The following is a 19,830-nucleotide window of genomic DNA, read 5'->3' as shown; positions in this document are numbered from 1 at the left end:
CTTCTACCCATTGCCCGATCGCAGCCCCGGGCTCGCCATCGCGACCACGGCGAGCAGGACCATCACGGACGCGTAGCACCACACGGTGGCCACCGCACCGGCCAGGCCGAGCAGCAGTCCGGCGAGCAGCGGCCCGGCCGGCGTGGCGACCGCGGCCAGCTGGCTCGCCGCGCTGCTGACCCGTCCCAGCAACGCATCGGGCGCCTCGGTGGCGATGCGCGCCTGGATCCCGGCCACGAGCGCGGGCGCCGGGAAGTACGCGACGGCGGCCAGCGCCCCCATCGTCCACGGCGAGCCGGCCACGAGCAGCAGCCCCACGCTCGCCGCGCCGCACCAGCCGAAGCCGAGCACGACGGCGCGCGCGGACAGGCGCCGCAGCAGCCACGGCGCGGCCACGGCCCCCAGCAGGCCGCCCACGCCGCCCATCCCGAGCATCACGCCGATCCCGCCCGGCCCGGCGCCGCGCTGGTGCGCGAGCACCACGACGAGCAGCCCCATCGAGCTGTAGACGACGGCGACGGCGGCGCTCCAGAGCAGCGTCGCCCGCAGGAACCGGTGCCGCCACAGCCAGCGCACGCCGGCCAGCATCTCGGTTCCGGACACTCGATCCGGGCCCGGGTCCGGCCGCCGCGGCGCGCGCAGTGGCGTGCGGATGCCCGCGACGCACAGCAGGGACACCAGGTAGGAGACCGCGTCGAGGTGGAACGGCAGGGCGGCGGAGATCCCGAACGCGACACCGCCGGCCGGATTGCCCAGCAGGCCCGCGAGGTGACCACGGGCCTGGTTGCCGGCCGCGGCCGCCGCCACCGCCGGGGCCGGGACGACGTGGCGCACCGCGGCCAGCTCGGCCGGGGCGAAGAACGCCGCGCAGACTCCCTCGACGAGCGCGGCGGCCAGGACGGCGGGAAACCCCGCGTGGCCGGTCAGCACGGCGATGCCGAGCGCGGCCAGGGTCACGGCCCGCAGGGCGTCGCAGGACACCAGCACAGCGCGGCGGCTGCACCGGTCGACGACCACGCCGGCCGGGTATCGTGCCAGCACCGTGGCCGCGGTGACCGCGGCCGCGAGGGTGCCGGCCAGCGCCGCCGAGCCGGTGAGGGCCAGGACCAGCAGCGGATAGGCGACCGCGGACATACCGGAGCCGAGCTGCGAGGCCGCCTGCCCGAGCCACAGCAGCGTGAAATCCCGGTTGCGGCGCAGGACGACCGGAGCGGCAGCAGCGGCAGGATCGGCAGGATCGGTCGCGGTGCCGGTCACAGCACCGCGTCCGCCTGCTCGCGGGCCGCCCAGCGAACCATGGTCAGGACCTGTTCGACCATCACCGTCAGATCGGCGACCGCGCTCGGGTGGGCGGGCGATCCGTCGTCGGTGAACGCCGCGCGCTCCCGGGCGAGCGTCACCCCCAGCGGGGTCGGCCAGCCGCGCAGCGCGTGGCCGATGGTCCGCAGCGACGCGACCGTCGAGTGCGCGCCCTGGTCGCCCCCGGCCACACCGACGCATCCGATCGCCCGGCCGTGCAGGTAGGGCCGCGGGTCGTCGGCGAGCTCGTTGACGTAGTCGAGGGCGTTCTTCAGCAGCCCGCTCGGCGCACCGTGGTAGGCGGGCGAGAGCAGCACCACGCCGTCCGCTCCGGCCAGAGCGTCCAGGAAGGCGCGGGACCGCGGCTCCGTGCGGCCCGGCCGGTAGAACGGGAACTCCAGGTCGGTCCCGCTGAACACGGCGGAGGGCAGGCCCGCCGCCACGCACCGGCGGGCGCACCAGCGGGCCAGCCGGTCCGCGCTGGAGTGCGCGCTGAGCGAGCCCGCCAGCAGGACCACCCGCGGCGTGCCGGCGATCTCCCGTACCGTCATCCGGCCTCCCCGGTCAGGCCGAGCCGGGCGGCGATGCGCAGCCGGTGTCCGGTCGCGTCGCCGTGCAGCACGGCGGACGTCAGCGCCCGTTTGTGGTACAGGTGGGCGTCGTGTTCCCAGGTGAAGCCGAGACCGCCGTGCAGGTGCACGGTCTGGGCCGCCACCCGCCGGTAGTGCTCGGCGAGGTAGGCCTTGGCGCTCGCCGCCGCCTCCGGCAGCTCGTGCGGTGCGGTGTCGGCGACGGTCGCCGCGTGCCGGCAGAGCGCCCCGGCCTGCTCCGCGACGACGTGCAGATCCGCGCAGCGGTGCTTGACCGCCTGGAACGCGCCGATCGGGCGGCCGAACTGCGTACGCTCCTTGACGTACGCGACCGCCATCCGCACGCATTCGGCGACCCCGCCGTACTGTTCGGCCGCGAGCAGCAGCGCGGCGAGGTCGTCGAGGTGGCCGGTCGCCCCCGCCGGATCGGTGCAGGACAGCTTGCGGGCCCGGGCCCCGGTGAACTCGAGCCGGGCCAGCCGGCGGGTCGGGTCGAGCGCCTCGAGCCGGTCGCGGCGCGTTCCGGGACCGCGCGCCGAGAGCACGTACAGGCCGGGACCGTCGTCGCCGCCGGCCGGCAGGACCAGGACGTCCGCGGCCAGCGCGTCCGCGGCCAGCGGCACCACGCCGGTCAGCCGGTCTCCGCTCGCGGTCACCGCGCCGTCCGGCGGGCGGACCCAGACCGCCACGGTCGCCCCGGCGAGGATGGGCGGCAGCAGCTCGGCCGCGGACCGCTCGTCGCCGCTGGCGACCAGGGCCTGCGCGGCGAGGACCACGGTCAGGTACGGCACCGGCGCCAGCGCCCGGCCCAGCTCGGCGCAGACCACGCCGGCCTCCCGCCAGCCGGCCCCGCTGCCACCGAACCGGCCCGGCACCGCCAGCCCGACGAGGTCCAGTTCGCTCGCGAGGCGCTTGTACAGCAGACGGTCCCAGCCGTGCCAGCCGTCGGCCACCGCCCGCACCTGCGGCATGGCCGCGTGCCGGGTGAGCAACCGGCGCACCGCGTCGCGCAGCGCGTCGAGCTCGGCGCTGCCGGCCGACGTCGGCGCCGCGGCGGGCCGGGTGGCGGTGTCGCCGTCGCGGGGCAGGCCGAGAAGCCGTTCCCCGACGATATTGCGCTGGATTTCATCGGTACCGCCGGCGATGCCGGTCGACAGCGCGACGCCGACGGCGGTCGCGAGGTCCGCCTCCCCCGGCCGCCCGCAACGGGCGACCACACCGGGGCCGGCCACCTCCGACGCGGTCTCGGCGGCCAGCCGGTCGAGTGCCGCCCAGGCCAGCTTGGCCACCGAGCCGCGGGCGCCCAGCTCCACGCCGGACCGCGCGGCGGCGGCCAGCTCGGCCCGCAGCGACGCGAGCGCGTTCTCGTGCACGCGCACCCGGCCGACCCGATCGAGGGCGATCGCCCGGTCGCCGGTGGCCGCCCGCGCGAGCTGGGCCGCGGTGATCGTGGTGCCGGAGGCACGCAGCATCGCCGCGCTGGACTGCCGCTCGTGGGTGAGCATGGCCATGGCCACGGCCCAGCCGCCGTCGCGCTCGCCGATGATCCGGCCCGCCGGCACCCGGACCCGGTCGAGGAAGACCTCGTTGAAGACGTCCCGCCCGGCGAGGTCGCGCAGTGGCCGCACCGTCACGCCCGGCGCGTGCATGTCGACCACGAACATCGTGATGCCGTGGTGCTTGGGCGCCCGCGGGTCGGTGCGCGCGAGCAGGACACCGAGGTCCGCCCACTGTCCGCGGGACGTCCACACCTTCTGGCCGGTGACCACGAAGTCGTCGCCGTCGGGCTCGGCCCGGGTCGCCAGCGCCGCGAGGTCGGAGCCGGCGCCCGGTTCGGACATCAGCTGGCACCAGATCTCCTCGCCACGCAGCAGCGACGGCAGGTACCGGCGGCGCTGCGGCTCGGTGCCGAAGGCCAGCAGCGTCGGCCCGACCATCCGCAGCCCGATGGTGAACGGCTCGCTGGGCAGGTCGTAGCCGGCGGACTCCGCGGCGAACGCCAGCTCGTCGTCGGCGCCGAGACCCCGGCCGCCGTACTCGACCGGCCAGTCGATGCCCGCGAACCCGGCCGCATGCAGCGCGCGCTGGAACCGGCGAGCGCCGTCCAGCCCCTCGCCCCAGGGCGTGTCCGCGTGCCGGGCCAGCCAGTCCCGGGCGGCCGCGCGGAACTCGGCGGCGGTCATCGCGGGCGCTCCGGCGTGAAGCGGACCGGCATCGCCGTCAGCCCGTTCATGAAGTTGGACTGCAGCCGGGTCGGCGCCGCGGTCAGCTCCAGGCGCGACAGGTGCGGGCGGAGGAACTCGAGCATCGTCGAGAGCTCCTCACGGGCCAGCGCGGCGCCGAGACAGAAGTGCGCGCCGACGCCGAACGCCAGGTGCGGATTCGGCTGGCGGCCCACGTCGAAGTCGTCCGGCCGCTCGAACACGGCCTCGTCGCGGTTGGCCGAGATGTAGTAGAGGACGACCTTGTCCCCGGCGGCGATCGGCTGCCCCGCCAACTCGGTGTCGGCGGTGGCGGTACGCCGGAACTGCATGATCGGTGTGACCCACCGCAGGATCTCCTCGGTGGCGGTGGGCAGCAGGGCCGGGTCGGCCACCAGGCGGTCCCGCTGCCGGTGGTGCTCGGTGAGCGCGAGCAGCCCGCCCGAGATCGCATGCCGGGTGGTCTCGTTGCCGGCCACCACCAGCAGCATCCAGAACTGGCACAGCTCCTGGTCGGTGAGGCGCCGCCCGTCGACCTCGGCGTTGGCCAGGAGGCTCACCACGTCCTCGGCGGGGTGGGCGCGGCGGTGCGCGGCGAGCCGGCGTACGTAGTCGGAAGCCTCCGCGAACGTGTCGCGGTACACCGCGACGTCGCCTCCGCCGAATCGCGGGTCGTCGAAGCCGACCAGGTGGTTGCTCCAGCGCAGCAGCAGCCCGCGGTCGGCCCTCGGCATGCCGAACAGGTCCGCCAGCACGATGAGCGGCAGCTCCGCGGCAAGGTCGGCGACGGCGTCGAACTCCCCGGCCGCGAGCACGGCGTCGGCGACCTCGGCCGCGTTCTGCCGGATCGACCGGCGCAGGGCGCGCACCGAACGCGGGCCGAAGGCGGTGCTCACCAGGCGCCGCAACCGGGTGTGCTCGGGGGCGTCCATGTTGGCCAGCAGCTGCCGGGCCCGCTCCAGCTGCTCGGGGGTCTGCGGGTCGGCGAGGAAGGCGCCCCCGGCCGCCGACGAGAACGTCGCGGTGTCCCGGGAGGCCGCCACGACGGCGGCGTGCCCGGTCACCGCCCAGAACCCGGCGCCGGTGCGGGTGTGCGTGCCGGTGCCGCCGCGGTGCCGGCGCAGGGGCGGTTCGCCGGCCCACGCCACCGGCGACTCGGCCCGCCGGCGCCGGAACTCGTCGTGCGGGACACCGGTCGCGTACGTCGCCGGATCGGCGAGCAGCGGGTCCGGGGCGGCCAGCCGGTCCCGCAGCACCTGGCGGCGGAGCTTGCCGGTCGGCTCGCGGGGCACGGAGCCGACCACCCGGTACTGCCGGGGCACCTTGAACCCGGCGAGCCGGGCGCGGCAGTGCCGGTCCAGCTGCTCGAACAACGCCGTGGCGGCGGGGGCGTCCGGCGCCACCGCGACGGCGGCCGTCACCCGTTCACCGAACTCGTCGTCGGCGATGCCGAAGACGGCCGCGTCGCGCACCGCCGGGTGCGTCTGCAGGACGGCCTCCACCTCGGCGGGGTAGACGTTGACCCCGCCGGAGACGATCGTGTCCGCCCGCCGCCCCGTGAGGAACAGGTAGCCGTCGTCGTCGAGGTATCCGGTGTCGCCGTAGGTGAACGTGCCCGGCGCCAGGTGTGCGTCGCGGGTCTTCTCCGGCGCCCCGTGGTAGTGGAAGTCATTGTCCGCCGGCCGGCGCAGGTAGACGGTGCCCTCGGCGAACGCGGGCAGCGGCGTGCCGTCGGCGCCCGCCACGACCAGCTCGTTCGGCGGCGCGGCACGCCCGACGCTGCCCGGCCGGCTCAGCCAGCCCGCCGAGTCGATCACGGTGGCGATGCCGCCCTCGGTGGCCGCGTAGTACTCGGTGAGCACCGGGCCCCACCACTCGATCATCTGCCGCTTCACGTCGATCGCGCACGGCCCGCCGCCGTGCCAGACCCGGCGCAGCGTCGCGCCGCGGAACGCCGCCCGGGCCTCGGCCGGCAGGCGCAGCAGCCGGATGAACTGGGTCGGCACGAGGTGGCTGCTGGTGATGCCGTGCTCGTCGATCGCGGTCAGCACCCGGGCCGGGTCGAATCCGTCGTGTATGACCAACCGGCACCCGCCCAGGAGCGGGAACAGCGAGAAGAACAACTGCGCCGAGTGGTACCAGGGGCCGGCGAGCAGCGCGCGGCCGCCACGGTCGACGCCGAGGCCGGCCTGCAACCGCTGGACGAGCACATCGACCCGGCTGAGCGGAGCGCCGGCGACGAGCAGCCCGTTGACCACGCCCTTCGGGTTGCCGGTGGTGCCGGAGGTGTACAGCATGGTCGCGCCCGAGCACTGCTGCGCGGGCTCGTCGCCGGGCTGGGCGTCCAGCAGCGCCTCGAGCCCCTCGAAGCCCTCGAGGCCATCCGGTCCGCCGGTCACCACGCACAGGTCGGGGCGGATCGCGGCGCTGGACAACGCGGCCGCCGCGGTCGCCGCGCGGGCCCGGTCCACGACCAGTCCGCGGCACTGCGAGTCGGTGAGCAGGTAGGCGACCTCGCCCGCGGTCAGGTGCCAGTTCACGGGCACGAACGTGACCCCGGCGTGCAGGCAGCCGAGCACCGCCTCGACGACCTCGCGCCGGTTGCCGGCGAAGACGGCCACGCGGTCCCCGGTCCCCAGGCCCCGCGCGCGCAGCAGGTGAACCCAGCGGTTCACCCGTTCGTCGAGCGCGGTCCAGGACTGCCGGGGCGAATGGTCGTCGACGACGGCCCACTGCTCGCCGGAGACCGCGGCGGCCCTGCGTACCAGTTCTGCCATCTCGTTCCTCCTCAGTCGAGCAGCCCCGGGTCCCGGCGCACCGCGTGGCGGTAGAGCGGGCCGAAGCTGAACCGGCCGATGTCGTGGCCGCCGACGGTCTCCCGGGTCGCCCGGGCCTCGGCGGCGTCGATGCGGACGGGCGTTCCGGCCGCCTCGGCGGCCAGCTGCACCTGGCAGCAGCTCTCCATCGCCACGAACCACCACGCGGCCTCGCCCACGCTGTGCCCGACGGTGAGCAGGCCGTGGTTGCGCAGGATCGTCGCCTTCGCCCCGCCGAGCGCCGCCGCGATCCGCTTGCCCTCGTCCAGGTCCAGCACGACGCCGGTGAAGTCGCGATAGACCGTGTGGTCCTCGAAGAACGCGCAGGCGTCCTGCGTGATCGGGTCGAGCGGGCGGCCGAGCGCGGACCAGGCTCGGCCGAACGTCGAGTGGGCGTGTGCCGCCGCCACGACGTCCGGCCGGGCGGCGTGCACGGCGGCGTGGATGGCGAACGCCGCCGGGTTGATCCGGCCCGTCCCGCGCACCACCTGGCCGGCGTGGTCGACCAGCAGCAGGTCGCCGGCGCGGATGTCGCCGAAGTGGGTGCCGAACGGGTTGACCCAGAAGTGGTCGGTCAGGATCGGGTCGCGGGCCGTGATGTGGCCGGCCACGCCCTCGTCGAAGCCGTGCTCGGCGAACACCCGGAAGGCCGCCGCGAGTTGCCGGCGGCGGTACAGCCGCTCCTGGTCAGGCGTTCTCGTGCTCATACCGTGCCGTTCCTTCCGCCGCTGCGATCAGCCGCAACCGCCGGCCGTGTCGGTGTCGTAGGCGGCACCGGCGGGTGCGGGCCGGCCGGCATCGCGCTCTGGTTCGGGACTGGGGTGCGCGTGCAAGGCCGCGACGAAGTCGTCCAGCCGGTCCAGGCCCCAGAACCGGTCCCGGCCGGCGATGCAGTACGGAATGCCGAAGACGTCGTCGTGGTACGCGGCGACCAGGCAGTCGACGCCCTCGGCCCGGATCGCCGGGTCGTGGACCGCGCCGGCGAGCTCGTCGCCGTCCAGCCCGGCGGCGCGGGCCACCTCGCGCAGCGTCACCGGCTCGCAGATGTCGCGGCCGTGCTCCCAGCGGGCGTCGGTGGCCGCGGCGTAGAACTGCTCGGCCCGGCCCAGCCGCCGCGCCTTGAGCCAGGCCAGGTGCGGCAGCTCCCACCAGGGGTCGACGTCGATCGGCCAGACCATGCGCAGGCCGGCCCGGGCGGCCAGCCGCTTGGTGTCGAGCAGGATGTAGCGGTGCTTGGCCCGGCTCATCTGCACGTAATGGAACTCCGCCCCGCGCTCGGTGAGCGCCGCCTCGGTCTGCGGGTCGGGGTCCCAGTACGGCCGGAACTCCAGCCGCGTCATCGCATCCGGCACGGCCTCGCACAGCCGCCGGACCGCCATCCAGCTGAACGGGCTGCGGAACGAGAAGTACACCCGGGGTGCGCGGCTGGTCATCGGCGGGCCGGCCCGCCGGTGAGCGCGGCCACGGTCGGCGCGTCGAGCTCGGCGAGCCGGCCGGCGCCGGGTCCGCGGCTGATCGCGTAGCCGTGCAGGATGGTGGCGGTCGCGGTGTGCACGAGCCGGTCGCCGCGCCGCACGTAGCAGTCCATCCGGCCGTCGAAGGTGGTGCCGCGCAGCACGTCGGTGACCACGAACGTCGTGTGCACCGTCTCCTCCATGTGCACGTCGGCGAGCAGGGTGACCCGCGCGCGCGACACGACCGGTATCCAGGCCCGTTCGGCGAGCATCCGGCGCACCGAGATGCCGCGGTCGGCCAGGAACCGCTCGACGACGTCCTCCAGCGCGGCCACGTAGGCCGAGTGCTGGACCCGGTCGGAGTAGTGGCAGTGCTGGTAGGCCGTGCGCCACGACCAGAGCAGGGCCGTCGAGCCGTGCGGGGTGAGGGTCGCGGCGACATCACCGGTGATCGCGGTGCCGGGACCACCGCCGCCGGCCTCCGCCACCACGAGCGGCCGCAGCGCACCGGCGGGCGCGCTGCCCGGCGGGTCCTTCTCGGCGACCAGCACGACGCTCACGCGCCCGCGCAGCACGCTGACCTCGCGCCCGTCCCGGGTGACCAGGAGCCGCACGGAGAAGCGGCCCGGTTCGCCCCCGGCGGCCGGGGCCACGAGCGCGGTGACCTCGTCGTCGAGCTCGAGCACGGCCGGCAGGAGCACCGAGGAGTCCACGATCTCCAGGCCCAGCCCGTGCTCGAGGTACAGCCGGCCGGGCGCCTGGCCCTGTCGCCGGAACCACTCCAGGATCGCCTCCTCGACGAGGTACATGAAGTGCTTGAACCCGATCCAGGTGCGGATGTTGGCCCCGGTGAAGCGCGGGCGGCCGAGCCGGACCGTCTCGACGGCCGGGCCGGTCGTGGTGTCGGTGGTCATGCGCTGGTCTCCTCCCAGGCCGGGTCGGCGACGAACCCGAGGAGCTCGCCGGCCACGTCAGCGGCCTGCGCCACGTGGCAGAAGTGGTCGTAGTGGGGCCGGATGCGCACCGTGGCGGCCGGCATCCGCCGGGCCAGTGCCTCGGCCCGGCCGCCGGCGAGGCACGGATCGGCCTTGCCGGCAAGCACGAGGGCCGGTGTCCGGACCGAGCCCAGCGGCAGCTCCGCGGTGGCGAGAAAGTGCTCGAACAGCGTCAGGAACCCGATCGGGCCGATCCGCTCGACCATCTTGGCCACGATCAGCTCACGCAGGTCCGGGTCGAGCAGGGCCGCCCGCGGCCCGAGCCGAGGGCCGAGGCCCTGCGTCACGATCGCGTCGAACTCGCGGCGGCATCGCTCGAACACCGCCCAGCTGACCGGGACCTCCGGTGGCCGGTAGAACGGCGCCAGCAGGACCGCCCGTGCGTCCGGCGCGGTGGCCGGGGCCTGCGGGCCGGCCAGCAGGCCCAGCACGGCGGTGGCCCCCAGCGAGTGCCCGACCAGCACCGCGACCGGCTCATCGAGAGCGGCGAGGCCGCGGCCCACCCAGTCGGCGGCGGTGGTGTGCCGCCAGCGGTAGTCGTTGCCGGAACGCCACGGCAGGTCCAGCGCGACCGCGCGCCAGCCCGCCGGAAGGCGCTCGGCCAGCGGCATCCAGCTTTCCCAGCCGTCCTCCATGCCGTGCACGAAGGCGACGAGCGGCCCGTCGCCGCCGGCCCGCAACGGACGCGGTTGCGCACTGGGGTTCACGACGCGCTCACCCGCACACCGCGCCACCCGTCGGCGGCGTCGCCGCACACCACGAACCGGCCGGTCGAGCTCCCGGCGCGCACGGCGGCGGCCGCCTCGGCGACCCGCAGCACACCGTCGGCGCCGTAGCTGTCTGCGGCGGCGCCGCCGTCCAGGACCGGACGGACCGCACCGACGTGGGGACTCCCGGCCGGCCCGGAGCGGGCCAGGATCAGGCAGGCGGCGCAGGCCCGCAGCGGGCGTCCGTAGACGGCGGCCGCGTCAGGGTCGGCGGGCTCGCAGCCGACCACCACCACCCGCTCGGCCCGCCCGGACCGCAGCAGCAGCGCGGCGCTCGCGACCGCGTCGAGCCCGCCGGTGGCGCCCGAGCAGATCATCAGGTTCGGCCCGCTCCAGCGGAACCAGATGGCCAGCGCCGCCGCGATCACATTGCTGGACAACACCGGGGCGAGCAGCGGGCTCACGCCACGGCCACCGCTCTCGCGCACCGTCCGCACCACGCCCCGGACCGCGGCGACGTTGCCGAGGTTGGAGCTGACCACGACCGCGGTCCGCGGGTCGGCGGGCCCGGCCGGCCGGGGTGCACCGTCGGGCCGCTCGAGGGTCCGGTGCGCGACACAGATCGCGAGCCGGGTGGCGGCGTCCTTGCCGAGCAGTCCCTTGCGGCCGAGCACCTCGTGGGCCCGCTCCGGCGGCGGGGCGCCCGGGTCGTCCCCGGGCAGATACACGGCGCTGGCCAGCACGGTCAGGTTCATGGCGCCGCCACCAGCGTGACCGCGTTGACGCCGCCGAAGCCGAACGCGTCGACCTGGGCCAGCCGAATCCGGCCGGGCGCCGGTGCACCGGTCACCAGCCGCAGGCCGTGCGCCTCCGGTGCGGGCTCGCGCAGCCCGACGACGGGCGGCACCGGCCCGCCGGCCAGGCAGCGCAGCGCCACGTCGAGACTCATCAGGGCCGATCCGCCGGAGGTGTGCCCGATGGCGCCCTTGACGGCGGTGACCAGCGGCCGGCCGCCGACCTCGGCGCGCAGGACCCCGGCCTCGACCGGGTCGTTGAGTGCCGTCCCGGTGCCGTGCGCGACCACGAGGTCGACGTCGGACGGTGCCCGGCCGGCGCGGTGGTAGGCGTCCCGCATCGCCCGCGCGATGCCGTCCGCGGACGGCGCGGTCTCGTGCTCGGCGTCGCAGGACAGCCCGGTCGCCAGCACCCGGCCGACCGGCCGCCGGCCCGGCGAGGGCTCCCGGGCGAGCACGACGGCGGCGGCGCCCTCGCCGAGGAGGACCCCGCGACGGTCCGCGTCGAACGGCCGGATCCGGTCGGTCGGCGCGTCCGCCATCCGGCCGATCATCGCCAGCATCGACTCGGTCATGGCGTCCGCGCCGCCGACCACCACGACGTCGGCGTCGCCGAGCTCCAGCAGGTCCTGGCCGAGGGCGAGGGCGTGCCCGGCCGCGCTGCACGCGTTGGCGATGGTGAGCACCTCGCCCAGCACCGGCGCCGCGGCCCGAACCACGCCGGCGAAGTGCAGGTCCTCCGCCCGGGTGTCGCCGGCCTCGACCGCGGACAGTTCACGCAGCCCGGTGCCGACGACGGCCGTGACCCGCCGTGCGGGTTCGGCCGCGAGATCGACGCCGGCGCGGCGCAGCGCGGCGGTCACGCACTGGGCCAGCCATGCGCCGGCCCGCAGCGGCCGGCCGTGGTCGGCGCCGGGGATCTCGTAGCCGTGGAGCACGTTGATCCGCGCGCCGTCGACGCCGCGCAGCGGTGCGACTCCGGTCCGCCCGGCCAGCAGCGCGGCGTAGGTCGCGTCGCCGTCGCCGAGGCAGGTACGCACCTCGCTGGCCAGGATCAGCACGCTCACCGGCTCCACCCCCGCAACAGCGCCGCTCCCACGGCGCCGTCCGGGGTGTGGCCGGTGACCAGCGCCAGCTGCCCGTCGCGGGCCGGGTCGCCGCGGTGCACGGCAAGGACCGTCGCGGCCTGCAACGCGCCCGAGGCGGCCTGGCACTCGCCGAAGACCTCCCGCACCGCCAGCGTCTGGCAGCGGGAACCGTCCAGCGCGGCGGCGACGGCGGTGATCTCGGCGGGGTCGGCCGTGACGACCAGGGTCACCTGGGCCGGGGCGGCACCCGCCGCCGCGAGCGCCCGGCGCACACACCCGGCCAGCGCGTCCGGCCAGGCGTCCGCGGCCGCGGCGAACCCGGCCGTGGCGGCGAGCACCTCGGCGTCGACGTGCCGGCCGGCCGCGCGGGCGGCCTCGGCGCGTTCGACGACACACACGGCGGCGCCCTCACCCGTCGGCACCCCGGGCACCGCCCCGGGTGCGTGGTGAGCCGCCCAGGCGGAGTGCGGGGTGTACTCCTCGACGCTGCCGGTCAGCACGGCATCGGCATAGCCGGCGCGCAGCGCGTTGGTGGAGTACCGCAAGGCACCCAGGAACCCCAGGGCCCCGCCCGCGACCGTGGCGTTGACGCCCTTGAGCCCGAAGCGGATCGCTGCCTGCCCGGCCGCGCAGTTCATCACGGTGTTCGGGAACAGCATCGGATTGACCAGGTACGGCTTGTCCTGCACCAGGGTCTCGCGGCTGAAGTCGCTGGTGGATCGCAGGCTGCCGAGGGTGGTGCCGAGCGTGATGCCGATCCGCTGCCGGGTCTCGTCGGACACGGCGAGCCCGCTGTCGGACAACGCCTGCCCGCAGGCGACGACAGCCAGCCCGGTGGCCCGGTCGAAGGTGCTGGTGCCCTTGCGGCCGAGCAGGGCGGTGAAGTCGAGGCCTTCGACCACGGCCGCGGCCGGTGCGGGCAGCGGCTCGGCGTACCAGTCGACGGCGGTCGTGGGGGGCGCGGCGGCGGCGCCGTGCCCGATCGGCGCCACGGCGGCGACGAGCGGCCCGGCCCCGACCGCGGCGGCGCTGAGGACACCAAAGCCGGTGATCACGGTCCCGGTCATGTGACGGCCCCGAGGATGGCGATGGCGTTGTTGCCGCCGAAGGCGAACCCGTTGTTCTGCACGACCCGGACGGCGGCCGGCCGGGCTTGGTTCGGCACCGGGTCGATGCCCTCGAGCGACTCGTCGGCCGTGCGCCAGTTGATGGTGGGCGGCAGGAACCCGTCGGCGATGGCGAGCGCCGAGGCGATCGCGCCGAAGCCGCTGGCCGCGCCCATGGTGTGCCCGAGCATGGACTTGATCGAGCTCATCGGAGGCGGTGCCGCGCCGAACACGTCCCGCACGGCCGTCGCCTCCACGGAGTCGTTGGCGGGGGTGCCGGTGCCGTGGGCGCAGATGTAGTCCACGTCGTCCGGTTTGATGCCCGCGTGCCGGTGCGCCATCCGCATGCAGGCGGCGATCGTGGGCGCGTCCGGAGCCACCATGTGCCGCGCGTCGCAGTTGACGCCGTAGCCGAGCAGTTCGGCGTAGACGTGGGCGCCGCGCGCCGCGGCGTGTCCGGCGCTCTCCAACAGCAGCACCGCGCCGCCCTCGCCGGTCAGGATCCCGGAGCGGTCGCGGTCGAACGGCGCGCACGCGTCGGCGGTGAGCGCGCCGAGCCGGTAGAAGCCGGCGTGCGCCCAGCGGCACACCGAGTCGGCGCCGCCCGCCAGCGCCACGTCGGCCTGCCCCGTCGCGATCAGGTCGTGCGCGTACCCCAGGGCGTAGTTGCTCGCCGAGCAGGCGGTCGCCAGCGTCATCGACTCCCCGCACAGGCCGAGCTCCGCGCTGACCGCGTGGGCCAGCCGCCCGGCCGGTGCCTGCCCGAAGAGCGCGGCGTCCGCGGCGGGGAACCCGCCGGCGACAAGCTGAGCGGTGATCCGCTCCACGACCTGCGACTCGCCGCTGGTGGTGCCGATCACGGCGGCGGCGCGACCGGCGTCGACCCGATCCAGGTCCAGGCCGCCGTCGCGCACCGCCAGCCGGGCCCCGGCCGCGGCGAACAGCGCCGAGCGGCCCCAGTGCGCGGGCTCGATCCGTTCCAGCAGGGCCTGCGGTTCGAACCCGGTCACCTCGCCGCCGTTGACGTACGGGAAGCCCCGGGTGTCGAAGCTCTCGATCGGGCCGATGCCCGACCGCCCGGCCAGCAGCGACTGCTTGAACTCGGGGCGGCCGATGCCGACGCTGGACACCGGACCCAGGCCGGTGACGACGACCGGGTGCATCGCTCAGTCCTGCCAGCCGGCGTACCGCGCGACCACCTCGTAGGTGGCCTTGAGGTTGCGCATCTCCGGCAGCTCCGACTGCGGGATCTCCACCTTGTACAGCTTCTCGATCCGGGCCAGGATCTCGATGGCCCGGATCGAGTCGGCCTCGTAGTCGTCGGCGAAGTCGCCGGCGTCGGTGACCTCCTCGGGCTCCACCTCGAGCACCTCGGCGACGATCTCACGCAGTTCCTCGAAACGACTCGTCGTGCTCATCTGTCTTCCTCTCCTCGGTTCGGTGTCATCTCAGCGGCTCGTCGACCTGCTCCACGCGGCTCGATCTGCCCGGCCGGGCGGGTCACCGCCACCAGGGAGCCGAACGTGGCCACCTCCCGGTCGCCGACCCATGTGCTGCCACAGGCGAAGGCGGTGCCGGGCACCACGTGCTCCAGCCGGGCCTCGTGGCGCAGGACGTCACCGGGGTTGACGGTGGCCCGCGGCACGCAGTCGCGCGCCGCGGCGAACATGAGCACGCCGCCGGGGTCGTCCGCAGTGGAGGCACGCCACAGCACCGCGCAGGCCTGCCCGAACGACTCGAGCACGAGCGGGAACGGGTAGGCGTACCGGTCGGCGTCAAGGCCGTCGGGCAGGTCCTGGTAGCAGGGCTCCGCGCCGGTGACCGCCTTCACCGCCGTGATCCGCACCCCGGGCTCGAGCTCGTCGACCCGGTCGAGCAGGAGCATCGGCCAGCGTTGCGGCAGCAGTGCCCGCAGTTCAGCGTGGGTCAGCACGGCCGCCCCCGGGATAGCCGTAGTCGGCGCGCACCGTCGCCGCCCGAACCCCGTCACCGCGCTCGAACCGGCCGTCGGCCCGGTGCCCGTCGTCGTGGCGGGTGAGCGTGCAGGTCAGCGTGAACCACTCGCCGGCGCGCAGCGGTGCCAGGCAGCGCAGCGACCGCAACCGGGTGAGCTCCGGCAGCGCACCGCGGTCCTCGCCGAGCACGCCCACGACCGTCTGCCGCAGCGTTTCCAGAAGAAATACGCCGGGGAACAGCGTCAGACCCGGGAAGTGCCCGGGAAGGTACGGGTCGCTCGGGTCCACCAGCTTCGCGGCGCGCACGGTGAGCACGTCGTCGCGGCGCAGGTCACCGGCGATGACGTCGATCCGGTCCGCGGCCCGCAGGGGCGCGGCGCTCGCCGCCGTCACAGCGTGATCCCGCCGTCGACGGAGAAGACCTGACCGGTGACGTATGACGCCTGCGCCGAGACCAGGAACGCGACCAGGGCGGCGACCTCGTCGGGCGTCCCGTAGCGGCGCATGGGGATCCGCTCCAGCGCCTTGTTCCTGGTGCGCTCGGGCAGCGCTGTCGTCATGTCCGTCTCGATGAAGCCGGGCGCGACGGCGTTGACCCGGATGCCGCGGGAAGCGACCTCCTTGGCCAGCGACTTGGTCAGGCCGATGATGCCGGCCTTCGTGGCGGCGTAGTTCGTCTGGCCGGCGTTGCCGTGGATGCCGGCGACGGACGACATGTTGACGACCGCGCCGCCGCCCCGCTTCAGGAATCCGAAGACCGCGGCGCGGCAGACGTTCCAGGTGCCGGTGAGGTTCGTGGACACGACGTCGGCCCAGTCGGCGGGCGGCATCAGCACCAGCGGCGCGTCCCGGTTGATCCCGGCGTTGTTCACCACCGCGGTCAGCGGTCCGAGTCGCCGCTGCGCGTCGTGGATGAAGGCCTCCACGGCGGCCGCGTCGGCCACATCGCACGGCGCGAAGTGCGTCGGCACGTCGAGCGCCGCCACCTCCGCCCGGGTCTTGTCGGCCTGCTCCCCCGGGCTCGCGTAGCAGCCGGCCACGGCGTACCCGTCAGCCGCCAGGCGCAGCGCGATCGCGCGGCCGATGCCCCTGGAGGCTCCGCTGATCAGGACGCAGGGTCGCTCGGACATCGCTCTCCCTCTTGTTCCGCCGCTGCCGGTGTCGAGATATCTCAACGTAATAAGGTCTTGAGCGCCTCGGACAGAAGGCGGCGGGCGATGTCATACGTGACCGTCAAGCCGCATATCGCCGAGGATCTCCTCGGTGTCCGCCCCCGGCGCCGGAGCGCCGTGCCGCACCCGGGTAGGCGTCCGCGAGAACTTCACCGCGGTGCCGGTCAGGGGGGCGGTGCTGCCGTTGTGCAGCCGGGTCGGCGCGAGCATCTCGCGCTCGAGGACGTGGGGGTCCTCGGCGGCGTCGGCGAACGTCCGCACCGGGGTCGCGGTCAGCCCGGCCGCGCAGAGCCGGGCGACGGCGTCCGCCGCCGTCCGCTCGTGGCACCATCGCGCCACCACGGCGTTGACGGCCGCCCGGTTGGCGAGCCGCTCGTCGTTGGTGGCGAATCCGGGGGCCCGGGCCAGATCCGGCCGGCCGATCAGCTCCGCCAGCACGCGCCAGTGCTTGTTGAGGGCGACGGCGAGGTAGATCTGGCCGTCGGCGCAGTCGTAGCCGTTGGCGGGCGCGACGGACTCGGCCTCGTCGCCCCACCGTCGCATCGGCACCCCGGTCGCGCCGAGCGTGAGAAATCCGGCGCTCTGGAACAGCATGGTGTCGAGCATGGCCACGTCCACGTGCTGGCCCTCGCCGGTGCGGTCGCGGTGGCGCAGCGCGGCCAGCGCGCCGATCGCGCCGTGCAGCCCGGCCACGTCGTCGGCCAGGAACGTCGGCGCTCTGACCGGGCGGCCGTCCGGCTCGCCGTTGAGCGACATCCAGCCGGAGGTCGCCTGCACGACCGGGTCGTAGCCGGGGCGGTGCGCGTCCGGGCCGTACTGCCCGAAACCCGAGATGGAGACGTAGACCAGATCCGGGCGGACCGCGCGGCAGTCGCGGTAGCCCAGGCCCCATCCGTCCATGGTGCCCGGCTTGTAGTTCTCGACGAGCACGTCGACGGTCGGGATCAGGCGCAGAAGCGTCTCACGGTCCGCCTCCCGCCGCAGGTCGAGGGCGACGCTGCGCTTGTTGCGCTGTACCGTTTCGCGGAACCACGACAGCCCGGTGTCGGGAATCCGCGGCGGCACCTGGCCGTCCCGGTTGCCCGGCATCTCGACCCGGATCACGTCCGCGCCGAGGTCGGCCAGCACACAGGTGGCCATCGGGCCGGACCACACCTTGGTCACGTCGAGCACGCGCACGCCGGCCAGCGGCCCGGTCAGGTCGGTGCGTGCCTCCCGGTAGAACTCCTCGCGGTCCATGATCCTCCTCGGCCGAGCGCGCTACGCCGCGCTGATCAACGGGACGCGACCTACACGCGCCGCAGGACACTGGCGGTGCCGAGCGAGCCGCCGCAGCACATCGTCACCAGTGCGTGTTCGGTGCCGGAGCGTTCGAGCTCGTGCACCGCCGACACGAACAGGCGGGTCCCGGTCGCGCCGAGCGGGTGCCCGAGCGCGATCGCGCCGCCGTTGACGTTGATCCGGTCGGGGTCGGCGTCGTGGTGACGGGCCCACGAGAGCACCACCGCCGCGAACGCCTCGTTCACCTCGTACCGGTCGATGTCGTCCAGCTTCATGCCGGCCCGCGCGAGTACCTTCGCGGTCGCCGCGACGGGCCCGTCCAGCAGGTAGTAGGGATCGGCCCCGGTGACGACCTGGTGCACCAGCCGCGCCCGCGCCCGCAGCCCGAGCTCCCGGGCCCGGTGCTCGGCCATCCACAGCACGGCGGCCGCGCCGTCGGAGACCTGTGACGACGTCGCGGCGGTGTGCAGCCCGTCGCGCATGTTCGGGCGCAGCCCGGCCAGCACCTCCGCCGTGGTCTCCCGCAGGCCCTCGTCCCGCGCCACCAGCCGGCCGCCGGCGTCGACCGGCGTCACCTCCCGGTCGTAGCGGCCCTCGGCCCAGGCCCGCGCGGCGAGCACCTGCGACCGGACCCCGAACGCGTCGAGCTGCGCGCGGGTGAAGTGCTCCCGCCGGGCGATCCGCTCGGCGCCGCCGAACTGCATCCGCGGCGGGTCGTCGAACGGATAGTCCTCGGTCAGGTAGTGGCCCGGCCCGTTGACGATGTTCGCCCCGATCGGCACGCGGCTCATCGACTCGACGCCGCAGGCGATGCCGACCTCGATCGCACCGGCCGCGATGAGCGCGGCCACGAGGTGGTTGGCCTGCTGGCCAGACCCGCACGACGTGTCCACAGTGGAGCATCCGACGGCGGGATCGCCACCGGCGTCGAGCCAGGCGTTGCGGGTCACGTTCAGGCTCTGCTCGCCGATCTGCGTCACGCAGCCGCCGATGATCTGCTCGACGTGGCTCGGCGGAAGCCCGCATCGGCGCAGCACCTCCTGCTGCGCGTGCCGGAGCAGTTGCACGGCGCTCAGCCCGGACAGCCAGCCGTCGCGCCTGCCGATCGGGGTACGCACCGCCTCGACGATCACCGGTACTGCCATGCGGGCCAGCGTGGCACGCGACACCGCGACGCCGACAATGCCACTGTCGGGCCGGCCGGCCCGCAACTGTGCATAGCGCGCGGTCGGGTCAGCCGGTCAGCCGGTAGAGCCGGTGGAACCGATGCTCGACCGGCAACGGGTGGGCGCGCTCGAAGCCGGCCTCGCGGGCCAGCGCGTCCACCGCTGCCGGGCGCAGCACCGTACCGGTCGCCGCGGACGGCTGCTCGAAGCGTCCGACCGGCAGGCAGTGCAGGACGCTGACGGCGTAGAGGAAGCGCTCGGTCTCGTCCGCCGGGGCGACCGCCTGCTCGGCGGCCCGCGGCTCCATCAGCAGGACGCAGCCGTCGCGCTCGGCGCGCAGCGACCGCAGCGCCCGCAGCACGGGCACCGGCCGGGCCATGTCGTGCAGCGCATCCAGCAGGCATACCAGCTGGTAGCGGCCGGCAAGCCGCGGATCGGCGGCGTCGCGCACCGCGAAGCTGACCCGGTCGGCGACGCCCGCCTGCGCGGCGTTGGCCCGCGCGTCGGCCACCGAGGCGGGGTCGAGGTCGAAGCCGTGCACGGTGGCGGCCGGATAGGCGCGGGCCAGCGCGATGCTGGACCAGCCGCTGCCGCACGCGACGTCGGCGATGGCGGCACCGGCGCCCAACCGGCTGTGCACGTCGGGCAGCGCCCGGCGGATCCACCCGGGCAGCTGGCGCAGGAACACCGCTTGGTTGAGCCCGCCGTCGCCGCCGCGCAGGTCGTCGCCGTACGCCGCGTACGGCACTCCGCCGCCGGTCCGGTAGGCGTCCAGCAGTCGCGGCAGGACACCGGCGACGCCACCCACCGGCAGCAGGACCATCGGGGCGACCGAGTTCGGGCCGCCGGAGCGGATCAGCGCCTCGGCGTGGCCGGGTGGCAGGGCGTACTCCCGCTCGGCGGCGGCCCGCCCGGCGTCGTCGACCTCGATGAGCCCGGCCGCCGCCTGCTGCTCCAGCCACTCCAGCGCGTAGCGCCCGTCGACGCCGGCGCGGGCCGCGAGACCCGCCGCCGTCAGCGGCCCGTCCGCCATGGCCTCGTACAGCCCGAGCCGCAGCCCGAGATAGACGGTCATCAGCTCCGCGGTCGCCAGGCCGGCCAGAAACAACCGGGTGGCAAGCGCTGCGGCCGTATGCGCATGACCCGCCGGCGCAAACGTCATAACTGCCCCCTATACCCGAAGGGACCCGACGATAGCCGACAATC

General features: G+C 75.1%; 19 protein-coding genes. All 19 read right to left on the bottom strand.

Translation table 11 applies throughout. The annotated features are described in order from the left end of the window. Positions 1-3 precede the first annotated feature (3 nt). Positions 4-1,257: an MFS transporter gene (locus ABT369_RS10905; protein ID WP_350611543.1), complete on the bottom strand. Its 1,254-nt coding sequence runs from the start codon at positions 1,255-1,257 to the stop codon at positions 4-6. Further along, positions 1,254-1,850 (bottom strand): NADPH-dependent FMN reductase, encoded by a 597-nt coding sequence (locus tag ABT369_RS10900; RefSeq protein WP_350611542.1) that lies wholly within the window; start codon positions 1,848-1,850, stop codon positions 1,254-1,256. The genes ABT369_RS10905 and ABT369_RS10900 overlap by 4 nt, the downstream gene beginning before the upstream one ends. Continuing rightward, on the bottom strand, positions 1,847-4,072 hold the full coding sequence (locus tag ABT369_RS10895) for an acyl-CoA dehydrogenase family protein (protein ID WP_350611541.1): 2,226 nt from the start codon (positions 4,070-4,072) through the stop codon (positions 1,847-1,849). Before ABT369_RS10895 ends, ABT369_RS10900 begins: the two co-directional genes overlap by 4 nt. After that, a complete protein-coding gene (locus tag ABT369_RS10890; RefSeq protein ID WP_350611540.1) occupies positions 4,069-6,867 on the bottom strand; it encodes a cytochrome P450 in 2,799 nt (932 codons plus the stop codon). Before ABT369_RS10890 ends, ABT369_RS10895 begins: the two co-directional genes overlap by 4 nt. 11 nt (positions 6,868-6,878) lie before the next feature. Beyond that, positions 6,879-7,613 (bottom strand): class II aldolase/adducin family protein, encoded by a 735-nt coding sequence (locus ABT369_RS10885; RefSeq protein WP_350611539.1) that lies wholly within the window; start codon positions 7,611-7,613, stop codon positions 6,879-6,881. Positions 7,614-7,640: 27 nt separating this feature from the next. After that, positions 7,641-8,339 (bottom strand): 2-hydroxychromene-2-carboxylate isomerase, encoded by a 699-nt coding sequence (locus ABT369_RS10880; RefSeq protein ID WP_350611538.1) that lies wholly within the window; start codon positions 8,337-8,339, stop codon positions 7,641-7,643. Beyond that, entirely contained in the window at positions 8,336-9,274 is a 939-nt protein-coding gene (locus tag ABT369_RS10875) for a hotdog family protein (RefSeq protein WP_350611537.1), read from the bottom strand. Before ABT369_RS10875 ends, ABT369_RS10880 begins: the two co-directional genes overlap by 4 nt. Continuing rightward, complete coding sequence (locus ABT369_RS10870; protein ID WP_350611536.1) at positions 9,271-10,062, bottom strand: alpha/beta fold hydrolase; 792 nt, start codon at positions 10,060-10,062, stop codon at positions 9,271-9,273. The genes ABT369_RS10875 and ABT369_RS10870 overlap by 4 nt, the downstream gene beginning before the upstream one ends. Continuing rightward, positions 10,059-10,817: a beta-ketoacyl synthase N-terminal-like domain-containing protein gene (locus ABT369_RS10865; RefSeq protein WP_350611535.1), complete on the bottom strand. Its 759-nt coding sequence runs from the start codon at positions 10,815-10,817 to the stop codon at positions 10,059-10,061. The genes ABT369_RS10870 and ABT369_RS10865 overlap by 4 nt, the downstream gene beginning before the upstream one ends. Beyond that, a complete protein-coding gene (locus tag ABT369_RS10860) occupies positions 10,814-11,923 on the bottom strand; it encodes a beta-ketoacyl synthase N-terminal-like domain-containing protein (RefSeq protein WP_350611534.1) in 1,110 nt (369 codons plus the stop codon). The genes ABT369_RS10865 and ABT369_RS10860 overlap by 4 nt, the downstream gene beginning before the upstream one ends. Continuing rightward, positions 11,920-13,011 carry a beta-ketoacyl synthase N-terminal-like domain-containing protein gene (locus ABT369_RS10855; protein ID WP_350611533.1) on the bottom strand — a complete coding sequence of 364 codons (1,092 nt, stop codon included), beginning with the start codon at positions 13,009-13,011 and terminating at the stop codon, positions 11,920-11,922. The genes ABT369_RS10860 and ABT369_RS10855 overlap by 4 nt, the downstream gene beginning before the upstream one ends. Further along, positions 13,008-14,213, bottom strand: a complete 1,206-nt coding sequence (locus tag ABT369_RS10850; protein WP_350611532.1) for a beta-ketoacyl-[acyl-carrier-protein] synthase family protein — start codon at positions 14,211-14,213, stop codon at positions 13,008-13,010. Before ABT369_RS10850 ends, ABT369_RS10855 begins: the two co-directional genes overlap by 4 nt. 3 nt (positions 14,214-14,216) lie before the next feature. Next, positions 14,217-14,468, bottom strand: a complete 252-nt coding sequence (locus tag ABT369_RS10845) for an acyl carrier protein (protein ID WP_350611531.1) — start codon at positions 14,466-14,468, stop codon at positions 14,217-14,219. Beyond that, positions 14,465-14,983, bottom strand: coding sequence for a 3-hydroxyacyl-ACP dehydratase FabZ family protein (locus ABT369_RS10840; protein WP_350611530.1), 519 nt, complete (start codon positions 14,981-14,983; stop codon positions 14,465-14,467). Before ABT369_RS10840 ends, ABT369_RS10845 begins: the two co-directional genes overlap by 4 nt. Beyond that, complete coding sequence (locus ABT369_RS10835; RefSeq protein WP_350611529.1) at positions 14,967-15,398, bottom strand: 3-hydroxyacyl-ACP dehydratase FabZ family protein; 432 nt, start codon at positions 15,396-15,398, stop codon at positions 14,967-14,969. The genes ABT369_RS10840 and ABT369_RS10835 overlap by 17 nt, the downstream gene beginning before the upstream one ends. Continuing rightward, a complete protein-coding gene (gene fabG / locus ABT369_RS10830; protein ID WP_350611528.1) occupies positions 15,395-16,135 on the bottom strand; it encodes a 3-oxoacyl-[acyl-carrier-protein] reductase in 741 nt (246 codons plus the stop codon). Before fabG ends, ABT369_RS10835 begins: the two co-directional genes overlap by 4 nt. A 90-nt stretch (positions 16,136-16,225) precedes the next feature. Next, positions 16,226-17,416, bottom strand: a complete 1,191-nt coding sequence (locus ABT369_RS10825) for a CaiB/BaiF CoA transferase family protein (RefSeq protein WP_350611527.1) — start codon at positions 17,414-17,416, stop codon at positions 16,226-16,228. A gap of 50 nt (positions 17,417-17,466) precedes the next feature. Continuing rightward, positions 17,467-18,603: a steroid 3-ketoacyl-CoA thiolase gene (locus ABT369_RS10820; protein ID WP_350611526.1), complete on the bottom strand. Its 1,137-nt coding sequence runs from the start codon at positions 18,601-18,603 to the stop codon at positions 17,467-17,469. An 88-nt stretch (positions 18,604-18,691) separates the two neighbouring features. Then, positions 18,692-19,699 (bottom strand): class I SAM-dependent methyltransferase, encoded by a 1,008-nt coding sequence (locus ABT369_RS10815; protein ID WP_350611525.1) that lies wholly within the window; start codon positions 19,697-19,699, stop codon positions 18,692-18,694. Positions 19,700-19,830: the final 131 nt, after the last annotated feature.

Origin of the sequence: Dactylosporangium sp. NPDC000244 (assembly GCF_040300725.1) — a bacterium.
Lineage (GTDB): Bacteria > Actinomycetota > Actinomycetes > Mycobacteriales > Micromonosporaceae > Dactylosporangium.
The sequence above is the reverse complement of the archived record's forward strand: the minus strand, read 5'-3'. Positions and strand labels throughout refer to the sequence as shown.